This is a genomic window from Acinetobacter sp. ACNIH1 (assembly GCF_002934695.1).
GTDB lineage: Bacteria > Pseudomonadota > Gammaproteobacteria > Pseudomonadales > Moraxellaceae > Acinetobacter > Acinetobacter variabilis.
In genome coordinates this window covers 542,347-559,034 of record NZ_CP026420.1, presented here as the reverse complement: position 1 = coordinate 559,034, position 16,688 = coordinate 542,347, and the positions used below count along the sequence as shown (strand labels likewise).

The following is a 16,688-nucleotide window of genomic DNA, read 5'->3' as shown; positions in this document are numbered from 1 at the left end:
AGTAAGGTTTATGGCTCAATTTTTTATTCATCGTCCTATCTTTGCCTGGGTGATTGCACTGGTCATCATGCTGGCAGGTATTTTGACCCTGACCAAAATGCCGATTGCCCAGTATCCGACCATTGCTCCGCCTACAGTCACGATTTCTGCGACTTATCCAGGGGCATCTGCTGAAACGGTCGAAAATACAGTAACGCAGATCATCGAGCAGCAAATGAATGGTCTGGATGGTCTGCGTTATATCTCATCTAACAGTGCGGGTAACGGTTCTTCATCTATTTCCTTGAACTTTGAACAGGGTGTCGATCCTGATATCGCACAGGTTCAGGTTCAAAACAAATTACAGTCTGCGACTGCACTTCTTCCTGAAGATGTACAGCGTCAGGGTGTGCGTGTTACCAAATCAGGTGCCAGCTTCCTGCAGGTATTGGCTTTCTATTCACCTGATGGCAGCATGACCGCCGATGACATCAAAGACTATGTGAATTCGAACATTTCTGAACCTTTAAGCCGTGTGGCTGGGGTGGGTGAAGTTCAGGTCTTTGGTGGTTCTTATGCTATGCGAATCTGGCTTGATCCAGCCAAAATGGCGAGCCTGCAAGTCACGCCAAGTGATATTGCGACTGCCATTCGTACCCAAAATGCTCAGGTCGCTGTGGGTCAGCTCGGTGGTGCACCAGCTGTTGAAGGACAAGTCCTGAATGCGACTGTCACCGCACAAAGCCTGCTGCAAACTCCAGAACAGTTCAGCAATATCTTCCTGAAAAATGCCACTTCGGGCGCGCAAGTCCGTCTGGGTGATGTTGCACGGGTTGAACTCGGTGCAGATAACTATCAGTTTGATTCGAAGTTTAACGGTAAACCGGCTGGTGGTGTGGCAATTAAACTTGCCACTGGTGCTAACGCACTTGATACAGCCCAAGCAGTAGAAGAACGCTTAGAGCAGTTACGTCCGAACTATCCGCAAGGCATGGTCGACCAACTGGCTTTTGACACCACGCCATTTATTGAACTGTCGATCAAGAGTGTAGTTAAAACCCTGATCGAAGCAATTATTCTAGTGTTCCTGGTCATGTTCCTGTTCCTGCAGAACTGGCGTGCTACCATTATTCCAACCATGGCAGTTCCAGTCGTGGTATTGGGTACCTTTGCCGTGATTAATGTCTTCGGCTTCTCGATTAATACCCTAACCATGTTTGCCATGGTACTGGCGATTGGTCTTCTGGTCGATGACGCGATTGTTGTGGTCGAGAACGTCGAACGGGTCATGGTGGAAGAGCATCTGGATCCGGTTTCTGCAACTGAAAAGTCGATGAAACAGATTTCTGGTGCACTGATTGGTATTACCTCGGTGCTATCGGCAGTATTCGTTCCAATGGCTTTCTTCGGTGGAACCACCGGGGTTATTTATCGTCAGTTCTCGATTACGCTGGTCACAGCAATGGTCTTGTCGCTGATAGTGGCATTAACCTTTACCCCTGCCCTATGTGCGACCCTGCTGAAACAGCATGATCCGAACAAGCCGCAAAGTAATGGTATATTTGCGCGTTTCTTCCGCTGGTTTAATAGCAGTTTTGACAAGGTTTCTGTGAAATATCAGGGCGGCGTCAACCGTATGACTCACAGCAAGATTTTCTCAGGCGTGGTGTATGCCGTGGTACTGGGTATTATTGTGCTGTTATTCCAGAAACTGCCTTCTTCGTTCTTACCGGATGAAGACCAAGGTGTCGTTATGACGCTGGTTCAGTTACCACCAAATGCAACACTGGAACGTACTGACAACGTGGTTAACACCATGACGAATTATTTCTTGGAAAACGAGAAAGAGCATGTCGAGTCCGTGTTTAGTGTGGCAGGTTTCTCCTTTACCGGTGTGGGTCAAAACGCAGGCCTAGCGTTTATTAAACTGAAAGACTGGTCAGAGCGTAACAGTCCGGAAGCTCAAGTCGGTGCCATTATTCAACGTGGTATGGCGTTGAACATGATTGTCAGAGATGCATCTTATATCATGCCATTGCAGCTTCCTGCGATGCCTGAACTTGGTGTATCGGCTGGCTTTAACTTACAGCTCAAAGCTGCAAGTGGTCAAAGTCATGAGCAACTTCTGGCAGCACGTAATACGATCCTCGGTCTAGCAGCACAAGACTCGCGTCTCGCTGGTGTGCGTCCGAATGGTCAGGAAGATACTCCACAGTACCGTGTCATTGTCGATCATGCACAAGCCGGTGCATTGGGCGTGAGTGTTGCTGAAATTAACAGCACCATGGGTATTGCTTGGGGCGGTTCGTATATCAATGACTTCATTGATCGCGGTCGTGTCAAGAAAGTCTATGTTCAGGGTGAAGCTGGCTCGCGGATGATGCCGGAAGATCTGGACCAATGGTATGTGCGTAATAACCGCGGTGAAATGGTGCCATTCTCGGCGTTTGCCACAGGCGAATGGACCTACGGTTCACCACGTCTTGAGCGTTATAACGGCGTATCGTCCATGAACATTCAGGGTACACCTGCTCCGGGTATCAGCTCGGGCGATGCAATGGTGGCCATGGAAGAAATCGTGGCGAAATTACCAGAAATGGGCTTGCAAGGTTTCGACTATGAATGGACTGGTCTGTCTCTGGAAGAACGTGAGTCTGGCGCACAAGCACCATTCTTGTACGCGCTTTCACTGTTGATCGTGTTCCTGTGTCTGGCAGCCCTGTATGAAAGCTGGTCGATTCCGTTCTCGGTTCTACTGGTGGTGCCATTGGGTATTGTGGGTGCATTATTACTCACCTTTGGTGGAATGGTGCTGCTGCAAAACCCGAACCTGTCGAATAACATCTACTTCCAGGTAGCGATTATCGCCGTAATTGGTCTTTCTGCGAAAAACGCAATCTTGATTGTGGAATTCGCCAAAGAGCTGCAGGAACAAGGCGAAGAGTTGTTTGATGCAACCTTGCATGCGGCAAAAATGCGTTTACGTCCAATTATCATGACCACCCTTGCCTTCGGTTTTGGTGTACTTCCACTAGCACTTGCTTCAGGTGCCGGTGCAGGTAGCCAGCACTCTGTCGGTTACGGTGTCCTCGGGGGTGTAATCAGTTCGACGCTTTTAGGTATCTTCTTTATTCCTGTATTCTACGTGTGGATTCGAAGTATCTTTAAATACAAACCAAAACAACAAAATCAGGAGTACTAGTCGTAATGCAAAATATATGGTCTATTACAGGTCGTAGCATTGCGGTATCTGCCCTCGCGCTTGCTTTGACTGCATGTCAAAGCATGCGTGGCCCAGAGCCCGTTGCAGAGGCAAATATCCCAAGCAGTTATACCAATGCTTCAGGTACTTCTGTAGCAGAACAGGGTTATAAAGAATTCTTTGCTGACCAGCGCCTGTTACAGGTACTAGACTTGGCATTGACCAATAACCGTGATTTGCGTACTGCCGCATTAAACATTCAGCGTGCCCAACAGGCTTATCAGATTTCTGAAAATGACCGCCTGCCAACCATTGGTGCGAGCGGCAGCGTGTTACGTCAGGATACTGGCAGTAACAACCCGCAAAGCCGTGGCGCTGTAACGACTTATAATGTCGGTCTAGGCGTAACTGCATTTGAGCTGGATTTCTGGGGTCGTGTGCGCAGCTTGCGTGACAATGCACTGGATACTTATCTGGCGACTCAAAGTGCGCGTGATGCGACTCAGATTTCTCTGATCGGTCAGGTGGCCCAAGCATGGCTGAGTTACTCATTTGCCAATGCCAATCTGGCGCTGGCTGAGCAAACGCTGAAAGCCCAGCTTGAATCTTACAACCTGAACAAGAAACGTTTTGATGTGGGGATCGATAGCGAACTTCCAGTACGTCAGGCACAGATTTCTGTTGAAACTGCACGTAATGATGTTGCCAACTATCGCACCCAGGTGGCTCAGGCACAAAACCTGCTAAATCTACTTGTAGGTCAACCCGTACCGGCCAACCTGTTACCGGCACAACGTGTTACCCGCATTACCTCTAATGCAGCGCTAGGTGCAGGTTTACCAAGTGACCTGCTGATTAACCGTCCGGATGTACGTGCAGCTGAATACCGTCTGTCTGCGGCAGGTGCCAATATTGGGGCTGCCCGTGCACGTCTGTACCCAACCATCAGTCTGACGGGTTCTGCAGGTTTTGCATCTGCGGATCTGGGTGATCTGTTCAAATCTGGCAGTTTTGCGTGGTCTGTAGGCCCAAGTCTGGATATTCCAATTTTCGATTGGGGTACACGTCAGGCCAATATTCGTATTTCTGAAACAGATCAGCAAATTGCGCTGTCAGATTATGAAAAATCAATTCAGACTGCATTCCGTGAAGTGAATGATGCCCTAGCGGTACGTCAGAACATTGGTGACCGTATTGCTGCTCAACGCCGTCTGGTCGATGCAACTAATACCACTTACCGTCTGTCTCTAGCACGTTTCCGTGCCGGTATTGACAGTTATCTGACTGTACTGGATGCACAACGTGCTTCATATGCAGCAGAACAAGGTTTGTTATTACTTGAACAGGCGAATCTGAACAGCCAGGTTGAACTGTACAAGAGTCTTGGTGGTGGTTTGAAAGTTAACACCTCAGACACCATACCGTATCGCCCGTCTGTGACCGAACAGCGTCGTGCAGAACAGGCAAAATAAACTCAACCTCTTTTTTCAGAAAAGCTCACTTCGGTGGGCTTTTTTATTGCTTTTTCAAAGGAGATTTTCTATCTTCATGATTATACGATTGATTAAGAAGATATCTGCATGTTATTGAGCAATCTGGAATCTGTACCGGGACATACCATTCGCCAGCAAATCGATGTAGTCTATGGCAGTACCGTGCGCAGTAAGCATGTTGGACGTGATTTGCTGGCCGGCCTGAAAAATATTGTCGGCGGCGAGTTGACCGCTTATACCGAATTACTGGAAGAATCCCGTCAGGAAGCCATGAACCGGATGATTGAAAAAGCTCGCAGTATGGGTGCCAATGCGATTGTGGGTATTCGTTTTTCTACCTCAAATATTGCCCAAGGTGCTTCTGAACTGTTTGTTTATGGCACAGCAGTCATCGCTGATCCAGTCATGCCTAAACTGCCTGATCCATTTCCACAGGCGAACTAATGCATGGACGGATTGATTATACAGATTGTCATTTTTGCCATTCTGTTCAGCGTGGGTTTCGGTTTTGGTCGCTATAACGAGCGCAAGCATCTGCAATATCTGGATGAGCAGGAACAGCGTTTAGCTTATATCCGGGTCAATAATAGCCGTTTTAACGAATCTACATTCCCCGGTCATATGATCAGCAGCAATGTGGTCATTTCACATGATTACTTTAAATATGCGATTGCTAATGTGCAAAACATGTTAGGTGGTCGTTTGACCAGTTATGAGAGTGTCGTTGAACGGGCACGACGTGAAGCTATAGTACGATTAAAACTGGAAGCAGAAAAAATGGGTGCTGACCAGATTATGGGAATCCGTCTCAGTACGACTGAACTTGGCATGCAAGGTGGTATGGTTGAAGTCTTCGCTTATGGCACCGCAATTCAAGCCAAGTAATTATGCTTCTGCAAGCTTCTCTACAAATAGACTTCCATTCAAGTGATCAATTTCGTGCTGTACAATTCGTGCCGGAAAGCCTTTGAACGACTGAACTATTTCCCTTCCCTCTAAGGTAAAATAACGTACCTGAATCTCTTCTGCTCAAGCTACTCTCCCTCTTTGTTCAGGCACACTTAAACAGCCTTCCTCACCCAATACTTGCGTAGCTGAAGCACTGATAATCTCCGGATTGATCATGGTCACGGCTTCCATATACGGCGCATCCGGATAACGTAAATTGGGCCGTGATGCGACAATAATAATGCGTTTAGAGACATAAACCTGCGGTGCTGCAATGCCCACGCCCTGACGGTGCTGCATGGTTTCCATCAAGGTGCTGTTAAATTGCCGCAACCAGTCACTGTCAAATTCAGCCTGTGTGACCGGACTGGCAATTAGGGTTAAAACGGCCTCACCTTGCTGTGCCACTGCTAAGGTATTTGTCATCACGCTATCCTGTAATTTTTTCATCTAACTCTATCTTAGAAGGAAAATTACAGAATGAACATCATACTAAAATGAATAAATACGTCTAAAAAAGATAAGCTGTATTTTCAGTAATGTTTCGGACTCCAGCTTATTTTGCCTTAAAAATTTCACCTGAAAGGAAGATAATTAATCAAAACATTCCAAATAATTTTATTCATTTAAATTTTAATAAATTTTAGTTTAGATTAAACAAAGAAAGATTGATTATTCAAGAAAATAACCCTTCTTTAAAATCAGCAATCAAGTCATGGATATTAAATAATGGAACGAGCACATGAATGCACAACCCTATCTGAGCCCTGCTGATAAACGCACCCTCGGACTATCGTCCCTAGGTGGCGCACTGGAATTCTATGATTTTGTCATTTATGTGTTCTACGCCAAATTGATCTCTGAACTGTTCTTTCCAAGTACCCTAAGTCCGTTCTGGGCCATGCTGAATACCTATGGCATCTTTGCTGCAGGCTATTTCTTTCGCCCACTCGGCGGTGTGGTGATGGCGCATTTTGGGGATCTGATCGGTCGTAAAAGACTATTCAGTTTATCCATCTTGCTGATGGCGCTACCGACCCTCATGATTGGGATCATGCCAACCTTTGAAAGTATTGGTTATGCTGCACCATTACTGCTGCTATTGATGCGTGTTGTTCAAGGTATTGCGATTGGTGGTGAAATTCCGGCTGCCTGGACCTTTGTGTCTGAGCATGTGCCTGAAGGCCGAATTGGGATTGCCAATGGTTTGCTGACCGCTGGCCTATAACTCGGAATTCTACTCGGTGCCCTAATGTCACTGTTTATTTCCTTACAGTTCACTGAAGCGGAAATCAAAGACTGGGCTTGGCGCGTTCCCTTCATTCTGGGTGGAATTTTCGGTTTTATCGCTCTTTACCTGCGCAGTTATTTGAAAGAAACTCCAGTTTTTAAAGCCATGCAGGCGAAAAAAGAACTGGCGAAAGAATTACCGGTCAAGCAAGTGCTGTTAAGCCACAAAACTGCTGTAGGCATCGGGATGTTATTTACCTGGTTCCTGACCGGCTGTGTGGTGGTCTTGATTCTGGCGATGCCAAATTTACTGGTGGCCAGTTTTGGCTTCGAACGTGCTGATGCATTCAAGATGCAAAGTGCTGCAATCCTAATGCAAATGCTCGGCTGCATTATCGCTGGTGTACTGGCTGACCGTTTCGGTGCAGGCAAGGTCATTTTACTTGGCTCTATTTTTGTCGCGGCAATGGCTGGGATTTTTTATCACAGTCTGGGTCATGTTGAAGCGTCAACGGTGTTCATGCTTTACATGTTGCTCGGTCTAAGCTCAGGAACCGTGGGCATGGTGTCTTATAGCATGGTGAAAATGTTCCCGGCACAAATCCGTTTCAGCGGAATTTCATTTTCCTATAATCTGGCCTATGCGATTGCAGGTGGAATCACCTTGCCACTGGTGCAATGGTTGAGCCTATATAGCAATATTGGTGCCCTGTACTATATCTGGACTGTGTGTCTAGTGACCCTATTCACTGCCCTGCTTTACCGCAGCAAATTTGAAAAAAACAGCCTAAAATAAAAAAGAGCCTGACTCACAGGCTCTTTTTCTAAGCGTGAAAATACGAGCTTAAGCTTTCAGATTCTTGCGTAGCTCATCTTCTACAATGCTGATCTCGATCTCACTGAATTTACGGATTTCACCTTCGGCATGTTTTTCCAGCATGCCACCGACCAAAGGCACTTTCACATTCACCGTCCAGTTCAACTGGAACTGGATCTGCTGTTCATCACCTGTAACGGCACGCTGACATTTAGCTTCAATCGGCAGATTGGCACCTAGTTCCACGACTGAAGTCATTTCTTCTAGATTGCTAACATCGGTACGCTGCAAGCGAAACGCATCTTTCAGCAGTTTTCTTGCAATATCCGGGATTTTGACATCCAGATTGTAGGCACGTTTCAGGGTATACAGATGTCCTTGCTTTTCTGAAACCAGAATTTCCATATTTTGAGCAGGGATTCGATGACAAACCGCTTCATGCAAACTGATGTCATTTGCCAGACGTTTAAACTCATCAATCGAAACACCGCGAATAATTGCATTTACGGTAAACTGGTGGGCCATATCTATTTTCCTTATTTTTATTAGGGGTTATGGACTCAAATTAAGTCAAATGAATCATCTGACAGAGAAGATAAGCTATTTAAGTCAATTTTACATCGGCTGTCATTATTTTTTTATTGAGAAAAATTGGCATTGAGGTCAATGTTTCCAGGCAATTTTTGCAGATATACAGGGTCCACAGCTGAGTAAAAGCTGAACTTCACGATACTCAATGACCGCATGAAATTCTTCTGCACCATCATCCAGACCTGAAGCATACCAGACCGTGCCCGCAGGAAATTTCTTTAACCAGCTGGCCTTATAAAAATCAGAAACAGAATCAAACTGTAAATAGTGTTCCGGTTCGGCTTCAACCTGAGTCGCTAAAGCCATAAATTTCTGTAATTGTGCCTGATGAAAATCAATCAGCATGAGGCAGCCCTTCCTTTTGTATGAGGAGATTACATGCCATATAGGTAAGCATAGATGTCATTTACGACTCATGAGTTTTGACATCATGGCTTAGATCAGATTAAAAATAATATAGATTCACCTCCCCTGATTCAATCCACGTATAAGGATATCCAGTATGCAACAAGGAAAAGTTCAGGTCGAAACCGTGCAGTTTCTGGCAGAAGATGGCTATACCTTAACCGGCAAGCTTTACCGCAGTGAATATGCCAAAGCCAATATTGTCATCGCCTGTGCGACAGGTGTTCCCCAAGCTTTTTACCGGCGTTTTGCCGATTATGCAGCACGAGCAGGTTTTCAGGTACTGACTTTTGATTATCGTGGGGTGGCTGATTCTGCACCCAAACGTTTAAAGAATTTTAAAATGTCCTATTTAGACTGGGGAAAATATGATCTCAGCGCTGCGATTGATTATCTCAGCCGAACCGGTCTGGATATTTATATGATTGGCCACTCCTATGGCGGGCAGGCTTTGGGATTAAGTAAATATCATGATCGCATTGAAGCAATGTACTGCTTTGGCACTGGTGCTGGCTGGCATGGTTATATGCCTTTAACTGAAAGAATCAAGGTTCAGGTAATCTGGAATATTGTTTTTCCACCGATGGTAGCGGTGACAGGCTATTTGCCATGGAGTCGTTTAAATATGGGCACCGACTTACCGCGTGATGTCTATCGTCAGTGGCGCAAATGGTGCAAAAATCCAACCTATTTCTTTGCCGATCCTGAACTGAAAGACCTACATGCCCATTATGCCGCGGTAAAAACACCTATTTATGCCGTAGCCGCACTCGATGATGCCTGGGCCTTACCTAAATCCAGACAAGCCTTTATACAACATTACCGTCAGGCCTCGTTGCATTATATTGATATTCAGGCGACCGATTATGGACTCAAACACATTGGACATATGGGTTATTTCCGTCAGGGCGCAGAAAAGCTCTGGGATGAAGTGCTCGCCAAGTTCAGTGAATTACATCAACTCAAAAATGCAGCTTGATTTTTAGTCTCTAGAGTATTTAAGCATTTACCTGCTTAAGCATAATGTGCCTGTTGAATATCGGTTCTGATTTCCTGACGGTGTTCCTCGCCGAAACGGTCGACATGGGCATAAAATACCCCATAACGGCCGACATAATATTCCAGTGACTGGTCATAAAAATTCCAGAAAATTGACCATTCGCCTAAATCCATCTGACGGATTTGTGTACCGGTATGCATCGGCATCTTACGGAGCAGTTCCTGCTGTAACTGCTCTGCTTCATTGCGATCCTGAATCTGAACCTGATGTTGGAAAAATAATTGCGCCACATCATCAAACAGTTCCAGCTCATAGGCATCGACCACATGCAATGTTTCCTGAGACTCAGGTTGACTCTCTTCAGTACTGCTGGAAATCGGATCCTCTTTTTCGACACGTTTAGTCTTTACATAGCGCTGGGTTTTATAGATTTTCATGCCGATAAACCAGGTCGCATACAGTATCAGGGCTAGACATGAAAAAATCAGGAATTTAAGAATCATTGATCATCTCGTGTAGTTAATTTTATTTTTATCACGGTCTGCCAATTCTTGATTTGGCGATCTTCTTCCAAATTAACACAAGTCTATTTTTTGTACAGCAAACTTGAGGATTTTTTTAGATCTTCTTGGATTTTTTTCTTCGGTTGATCCTTATTTCCCAGTATTCAATTTGAAATAAGGATCTAAAATCTTGTTAAAAATTAGAATGAATCCAGAAAGCCAATATTGATCAGGATAAATAAATCAGACAAATCACTACAGAATCGATCATCAACTCTGGATTCTTTAGCAAATGCACTCAAAAAGCTACACGATTGGTATTTGTTTTTTTGAGCATTTTCCTTCAAATAAAAGGTCCCTCTTTATGGTCGAGTAAATGAATAAAATTATGATTCGTGAAGGGAAGATTCAAGATATACCTCAAATAATTCAGGTCATCCACAACAGTATTCAATCCTGTATTTTGGATCATCAACGTGAAGACAGCGTGATCCAACGCTGGCTGGAGCAGTTTAATCACGCCCAGCTGATTGTGGAAATGCTTTATAACGACTGCTGGGTGTATATTTTAAATGATCAGATTGTCGGCTTTTTGCTGGTCAGTGACACTGGAGAAATCCTGATGCACTATGTGGCTGCACGTTTCCAGCGACTCGGGTTTGGCACCCAGCTTTTTGATCAGATGCACAAATCCTTAGTGCGTAAAAATATCCATAAAATTAAAGTCCAATCGACTCAAACAGCTTTAAGTTATTATCAAAAAAATGGATTTTTCTCACCGAATCATCAATCGGAAAATGAAGAAAATTATCATTTATATAAATACGCTTTTTAAAATTAAAAATTTTTCATGCCATTTTAAGTTGATCTCGCCCTGCCTGCTTAGCCGCGTATAACTGCACATCTGCCGCTTTCATCAGTGCATGAATATCTGGATAGGGATGTGTTTGATCCATCCAGGAAATACCCATGCTGACCGTGACATAAGATTTATCATCTGTTCGATTTAAGTGTTCAAATTGCTGTTCGCGAATCTTGTGCAAGACTTTTTCCAGAAACTCTAAGGCTGCCTGAACAGGTACATCAGTAAGTAGAATCGCAAATTCTTCTCCACCATAACGGGCTAAATACGCGGATTCAGGGAGTACCGTCTGAATGACCTTGACCAGATTCTGTAAAATTTCATCTCCTTTTAAGTGCCCATAATAGTCATTGTAATTTTTAAAATAGTCGACATCGAGCATGGCAAAAATCAGTGTACTGTGTGGATGTTGCTGACAGTATAAAAACTGCTGCTGGATTTGGTCATTTAAAGCACGACGGTTAAAGGCACCCGTCAAAGCATCAATATTCACCTGATGTTTGAGTTTGGCATTCAGTTCACGTAATTGCTCGGTACGTGCTTTGACTTTCTGATCCAGTGAACTATTCAAGATCATTAATTTATTATTCAGTCGCTCGGTATGGTAGGTTTGATGGGCATAATTACGAGATTGTTGAAACATAATGATCAAGACATACAGGCTGGTCGAAATAAATGACAGATGCACGCTCTCAATTACATTCAGTAATACCAGATAATCATTAAGAAAGGTCACACACAGAAAGATGATGGCAAACAGGTTAGTGAACGAATATTCATCTCCTTGAGAAAGTGTCACATAAAACCCGTAAATAAAATTACCCAGTATCACCAGACCATAGATAACGCTATACAAAGCTAGACGCTCAAAAACTTCTGGTGTGTTAAACAAGGTTACTGCGATATTAAAAATCAGTAATCCCGCACCTACGTAATAAATTGAACGTCGGATATAACGTGGCTTAAACAGGTACATGTAGCTCAGGAAGAATAAGATTGCCAGAAAAGTGAACAGATATTCTAGACGAGCGCCCCATAACCAACTGATTTTACTTACAATGGCGTATGGATGTGGCGCAGAAAACAGATTATGCAGTGCCAAAAAAATAATAAATAAGCCAAAAATAAATACACTGCGGCTATTTCGCTCCACAGATCCGCGAAACAGGGAAAATAAAATGGTAAATAGTCCTACACCCAGCACTGTGCCACAGACCAAAGCAATACTCAGCATTTGCAACATAAACTGTCGGTTAATGGTCGCAGAGGGGCCAATTTTCAGAGGCTTTTCTAGTCCGCCATGTAAATTAGTATAGTTGGAAACCTGAATACTTAAGGTAAAATATTCATTCTGTGGCACAAAAGATGCGATCTTAGGTGCCTTTTCAGTCACCTGTCCTGTCGGGGTTTTACTGATTTTACCAAGACGCAGCAAGATATCCCCATTTAAATAAATGCTATAAGCACCATACTGACTCGGAATCTGAATCGCTAAACGTTGTCCGATAAATTTTTTGGGAATTTTAAAATGGCTAATAAAAGTGCCATAAGTGGCATTGGTTCCGGTGAGACTCTTGAATGAAGCTGGGAGTTCAACTACTTGTGATTCGAGTTCAGGATCTGGTTGCTCAATGAACTGACGTGGATAGAACTGCCATTTGCCTTGCAACAAGGTGGTACTATCTTCATCAAATTTTAGTTCGGTGACCTCATTCTGATGAGCTAGGAAATAAGATTCTGGAGCAGCATCATATTGAGCCCACACGATCCGTGTAGTCCCCATCAAAAATATCAGCATCAACCACGATGCCAATATCAGCATAATCCCCCTAAACCTGAGCAAAAAGGCCATCCTGTAGCTACTGTTATTAATTCTAATGTACGTGGAATGTTGGATATTGCCAATGATTTTTCATATAAAAAAGCAGGATAACCGACGAGCTATCCTGCTGCTGAATTCCTGACATATTGTACTGTTCAGAAAGTCACATAATATCAGTCACGTGTTTTAACGTCGTACAGTTCGATTTCAAAAATCAGGTTGGAATTTGCCGGGATAATGTTCCCCATTTTACGTTCACCATAAGCCAGATGAGCAGGTACGATCAGCTTACGTTTGCCCCCCACTTTCATGCCGATGATACCTTGATCCCAGCCTTTAATCACACGACCAGTGCCGATGACCGTCTCAAAATAATTACCACGATCCAGCGATGAATCAAACTTGGTTCCATCTTCCAGCCAGCCAGTGTAATGCGTGGTAATCAGTGCACCTTTTACCGCTTCTTTACCTTCACCCACCACCAGGTCAATAATTTCTAGTTCTTTGGTCATCGTCAATATCCTTCATTTTGCAAATAGCCCTAGTATAAACACGATTGAGCCAAATTCCTCAGACTTTAGCTCCAATGGATCAAAAGCTGAGTTCCTGAATCTTCTTATCCTGTAATAAATACTGGGTTAATTTCTGGTGATTTTTAGCCGAACCCATCAGGATCCAGCGGCCTGTGATGCGCCGGTCGATTTTTTGCTGGCTGGAATGGATGACTTTTAATTTGTATTGTTTAAACAGTTTTTCATAATGATCTGGTTCATGCTGTTCAAAAGGACAGACAATTTCGTAGTTACGTTCCTGATTCAGAGATTCAATGCCGCGCTGTACATACATCAGCAAAACCAGCACCGTCATGACAATAAAGGTCGCCCAAATACTTAACAGCTCATAGCCTGCACCGACTGCCATGCCCAGTGCCGCTGTCATCCAGATCGTGGTTGCAGTGGTAATCCCAGAAATCCGGTTATCATCTTTTAAAATCACTCCGGCTCCCAGAAAACCCAGGCCAGTTAAGACATTGGCTGCCAGACGGTCGGGGTTGGCGACGCCGATTTTTAAGGAAATAATAGTAAATAGACAGGAACTCAGACTGACCATGATCATGGTGCGCAGTCCGGCAGATTTACTATGATATTCCCGTTCCGCTCCAATAACCGCACCAATCACGACTGCTAACAGCAAATCATAAAGTTCATGATACATGCTTCGTCCCTGGAACTTATTATTCTCTCCAGATATACGAAATATTGGGGCGAGGACACAAGTCGAAACTTGCATCCTTGTGAGTTGTTATTGTAACTGTTCCCATTCAATTACAGCTTGGGCCTGATCACCGATCAGGGTCCATTCACCATCCATGATATTTAGTTGCAGCTGCATGGTACGTTCACATAACTGTTTTACCGCTTCAGTGCTGGCGGTTGAAATTTTCCAGACCTCAACATTTGACAGCGTTTTTAACTTGGAATTACGTTTATACCATTCATCAACTGAAGAACCATAAGCGACTACTGCGACCTGTTTGCAACGTGCGCTGGCTTTCTTGACTTTATCTTCGTCAGGACAACCCACTTCGATCCATTTCAATAATTGGCCAGTCAGGTCTTTTTCCCACAACGCTGGCTCATCAGTCTCAAACAGGTCTTTGGTAAATTCAAGCGCCTCGCCAGCAAAACGTGCATAAGCCAAAACACGCACCATTAGACGTTCAATAGTTTCCGAAGGATGCAATGCCATCGTTAACTGATAGTCTTCATAACGATGGTTATCCATATCGGCAATATTCAGGTCAGCCTTGTAAATCGTTGCTTTAAGCGCCATAACACAATCCTCAAATTTGGCGCCTAGCATATAAGATTTATTGATTTTTTGCTGGACAGATTTCGTCTTATCTAGCTATTTTCTATACACAGATTCGAAGCTATTTTTCCTGCTCAATCCGGCATTGCATTAAAGCAGTTTCAAATTCCAGCCAGTCACGTGAGGTCTGGTAAATCACTTCTACCCGGTTATCAATACCTTCTTCGGCAGACTGATAATTAAACTGTTCAGGATTGAAATTAAAGCTTTTCCAGCCCTGATTGGTATTGAAAATCCCTTTGATTCTGAGCCAGTCCTGCTGCTCACAAAGCAAATCCAGCAGATTATAAAAATCAAACTGCCAGCGTTTCGGCAATTTCCAACCTGCCACCTGATAGCCTTGTGCACTTTCAACATAATGATAAGGCAACTGATGTACGACAGCCAGCACCTCTCCAGATATTTGGCACTGTTGCTTGAGCAGTGGCTGGATCTGCCGTGGAATACCCTGATAATCCTGTTTGATTTGCTCAATATCCAGCTTTCCGTTTTCTATCATCAGCCAGTGCTGGGCATATGGCTGATACTCAGACTTGAGTTCAGTTAAAGCAGCATGATCAGTTTCAGTCATCAAATCAGCATGGGAAATGACCACAATATTGGCAACTTTCAGCTGATCCGCATACAGGTTCTGATGCGTCCAGTCCCGATCATGTAAACGTGAGCCATCCACCACGGTAACCAAAGATTGCATCTTTAAATGACTCTGCCAATGTGGTTCAGTGAGCTGTTCCAGCAGTTGTCCGGGATGTCCGAGTCCTGTAGGTTCAATAAATAGCCGGTCCGGTTTGGTTTCTGACAATAGCCGGGATAAAGCAATCTGCATCGGCAACTGACTGCTACAACATAAACAGCCACCCAGCAATTCTTTCACTGCATAGCCCTGATCCTGAGGTAGTAATTGCTGGTCGACGCCAATCTGACCAAATTCATTCATCAGCACAGCCCAGACTTCCTGCTCCGGTTTCTGGCTCAGTAAATATTTTAATAAAGTGGTTTTACCGGCACCTAAAAATCCGGAAATGATGTGTACAGGAATAGGCTGCTGAGCGGCAAGAACTTTCAAAATTGATTCTCAAAGATAGAATTAGAAGTAGTAAACCTGACTATTATAGAGCACTGGACTCTTGCAAAAGTGTTCATTTTTTGGATGAGTAAATACTATTTATCTCAGTGCAAATAAAAATAACAGTTTGTAGTAAGTACTTTTTAGCCCTTAACTGGTGCACTTAAACGCTATATTTGAAATATTTACACACATTTCCAGCTAAAAATTTCCTATACATTTAACAGAAGAAAACAAATTTCCAATGATTGTATTTGCTTGGTTAACAGCTTCGTGCGGCTTTTGTTAATTACTTTGCTCCGTAAAATTTTCATGCTTAGGATGAATTCCTGCCGGATTGATGTGATGGTCATTCGGCAGTTTATAAATGTAATAAAAAGGATGCTCAACATGAAATATGCACAAATCTTACTTGCAACAACGCTTACTGCAGCCGCAACTACAAGTTTTGCAGCAAACAATACCACTGACACGAAGACCACTGAGGAACAGAAAGTCACTGTAACAACTCAGGAACTTCCTGCAACGAATAACCCAAATCCGAATGTAACCACGGCTGGACCTGCTGACCAGCCTGCTGCGTCTGAAGCTGCTACAGAAGACAAAGATGGTAAAAAAACGACTAAGTCGACATCGACTCGTTAATCAGGTTTAAAGCAACATCTCGTGCAGTAAATCTCCAGTAGGTTCGATCTATGCTGCCGGATGTAGACTGAGGCTGAATCATGCAACTGCGTGATTCAGCTTTTTTATATGTTATAGGCTGTTCACTATAGCCAAAAATGATCATAGGATTCATTCATCTTATGAATAGATTTAAATATTATCATTTATTATCAATAATTTATTAAAATTAAAATCTTTTCAACCAAATCTTTTTGATAGACATGACCTACTA

15 protein-coding genes and 2 pseudogenes are annotated in these 16,688 nt (G+C 43.7%); 8 read left to right on the top strand and 9 right to left on the bottom strand.

Annotation, left to right across the window (positions count from 1 at the left end; genetic code table 11):
* The first annotated feature begins 10 nt into the window (after positions 1-10).
* The 4 genes from C3F22_RS02780 to C3F22_RS02765 all read left to right on the top strand — a co-directional run bounded on the left by C3F22_RS02780 (position 11) and on the right by C3F22_RS02765 (position 5,559).
* Positions 11-3,181, top strand: a complete 3,171-nt coding sequence (locus C3F22_RS02780) for an efflux RND transporter permease subunit (RefSeq protein WP_104425867.1) — start codon at positions 11-13, stop codon at positions 3,179-3,181.
* A 5-nt stretch (positions 3,182-3,186) separates the two neighbouring features.
* On the top strand, positions 3,187-4,653 hold the full coding sequence (adeK, locus tag C3F22_RS02775; RefSeq protein ID WP_004784909.1) for a multidrug efflux RND transporter AdeIJK outer membrane channel subunit AdeK: 1,467 nt from the start codon (positions 3,187-3,189) through the stop codon (positions 4,651-4,653).
* Positions 4,654-4,761: 108 nt separating this feature from the next.
* Entirely contained in the window at positions 4,762-5,118 is a 357-nt protein-coding gene (locus C3F22_RS02770) for a YbjQ family protein (RefSeq protein ID WP_004784911.1), read from the top strand.
* 3 nt (positions 5,119-5,121) lie between these two features.
* Positions 5,122-5,559, top strand: coding sequence for a YbjQ family protein (locus C3F22_RS02765; RefSeq protein WP_004784913.1), 438 nt, complete (start codon positions 5,122-5,124; stop codon positions 5,557-5,559).
* Here C3F22_RS02765 and def read toward each other — a convergent pair.
* Positions 5,560-6,048 (bottom strand): annotated as a pseudogene (def, locus tag C3F22_RS02760) (peptide deformylase).
* A 316-nt stretch (positions 6,049-6,364) separates the two neighbouring features.
* On the opposite strand from def, the pseudogene C3F22_RS02755 reads away from it, so the two are divergent.
* A pseudogene (locus C3F22_RS02755) lies at positions 6,365-7,648 on the top strand (MFS transporter).
* 48 nt (positions 7,649-7,696) lie between these two features.
* Here the strand turns inward: C3F22_RS02755 and C3F22_RS02750 are convergent.
* Positions 7,697-8,194, bottom strand: a complete 498-nt coding sequence (locus C3F22_RS02750) for a DUF2505 family protein (protein ID WP_104425866.1) — start codon at positions 8,192-8,194, stop codon at positions 7,697-7,699.
* A gap of 138 nt (positions 8,195-8,332) precedes the next feature.
* The gene (locus tag C3F22_RS02745) at positions 8,333-8,605 is read right to left on the bottom strand and encodes a hypothetical protein (protein WP_004784921.1); all 273 of its coding nucleotides are present in this window, start codon (positions 8,603-8,605) and stop codon (positions 8,333-8,335) included.
* A 157-nt stretch (positions 8,606-8,762) separates the two neighbouring features.
* Here C3F22_RS02745 and C3F22_RS02740 point away from each other — a divergent pair, with 157 nt between their 5' ends.
* A complete protein-coding gene (locus C3F22_RS02740; protein ID WP_104425865.1) occupies positions 8,763-9,644 on the top strand; it encodes an alpha/beta fold hydrolase in 882 nt (293 codons plus the stop codon).
* 35 nt (positions 9,645-9,679) lie between these two features.
* On the opposite strand, the gene C3F22_RS02735 is transcribed toward C3F22_RS02740, so the two are convergent.
* Complete coding sequence (locus tag C3F22_RS02735) at positions 9,680-10,165, bottom strand: hypothetical protein (protein ID WP_104426979.1); 486 nt, start codon at positions 10,163-10,165, stop codon at positions 9,680-9,682.
* 391 nt (positions 10,166-10,556) lie between these two features.
* Between C3F22_RS02735 and C3F22_RS02730 the strand changes: the two genes are divergently transcribed.
* Positions 10,557-11,003, top strand: coding sequence for a GNAT family N-acetyltransferase (locus C3F22_RS02730; protein ID WP_104425864.1), 447 nt, complete (start codon positions 10,557-10,559; stop codon positions 11,001-11,003).
* A 13-nt stretch (positions 11,004-11,016) separates the two neighbouring features.
* Here C3F22_RS02730 and C3F22_RS02725 read toward each other — a convergent pair whose 3' ends face one another.
* The 5 genes from C3F22_RS02725 to C3F22_RS02705 all read right to left on the bottom strand — a co-directional run bounded on the left by C3F22_RS02725 (position 11,017) and on the right by C3F22_RS02705 (position 15,790).
* Positions 11,017-12,852, bottom strand: a complete 1,836-nt coding sequence (locus C3F22_RS02725) for a diguanylate cyclase (RefSeq protein ID WP_104425863.1) — start codon at positions 12,850-12,852, stop codon at positions 11,017-11,019.
* Positions 12,853-13,025: 173 nt separating this feature from the next.
* Entirely contained in the window at positions 13,026-13,364 is a 339-nt protein-coding gene (locus tag C3F22_RS02720; RefSeq protein ID WP_004814829.1) for an FKBP-type peptidyl-prolyl cis-trans isomerase, read from the bottom strand.
* A 79-nt stretch (positions 13,365-13,443) separates the two neighbouring features.
* Entirely contained in the window at positions 13,444-14,067 is a 624-nt protein-coding gene (locus tag C3F22_RS02715) for an MgtC/SapB family protein (RefSeq protein WP_034170134.1), read from the bottom strand.
* 87 nt (positions 14,068-14,154) lie between these two features.
* On the bottom strand, positions 14,155-14,685 hold the full coding sequence (locus tag C3F22_RS02710) for a YaeQ family protein (RefSeq protein ID WP_104425862.1): 531 nt from the start codon (positions 14,683-14,685) through the stop codon (positions 14,155-14,157).
* A gap of 100 nt (positions 14,686-14,785) precedes the next feature.
* Positions 14,786-15,790, bottom strand: coding sequence for a CobW family GTP-binding protein (locus C3F22_RS02705; protein ID WP_104425861.1), 1,005 nt, complete (start codon positions 15,788-15,790; stop codon positions 14,786-14,788).
* A 390-nt stretch (positions 15,791-16,180) separates the two neighbouring features.
* On the opposite strand from C3F22_RS02705, the gene C3F22_RS02700 reads away from it, so the two are divergent.
* Complete coding sequence (locus C3F22_RS02700; protein WP_104425860.1) at positions 16,181-16,435, top strand: hypothetical protein; 255 nt, start codon at positions 16,181-16,183, stop codon at positions 16,433-16,435.
* The last annotated feature ends 253 nt before the right edge of the window (positions 16,436-16,688 follow it).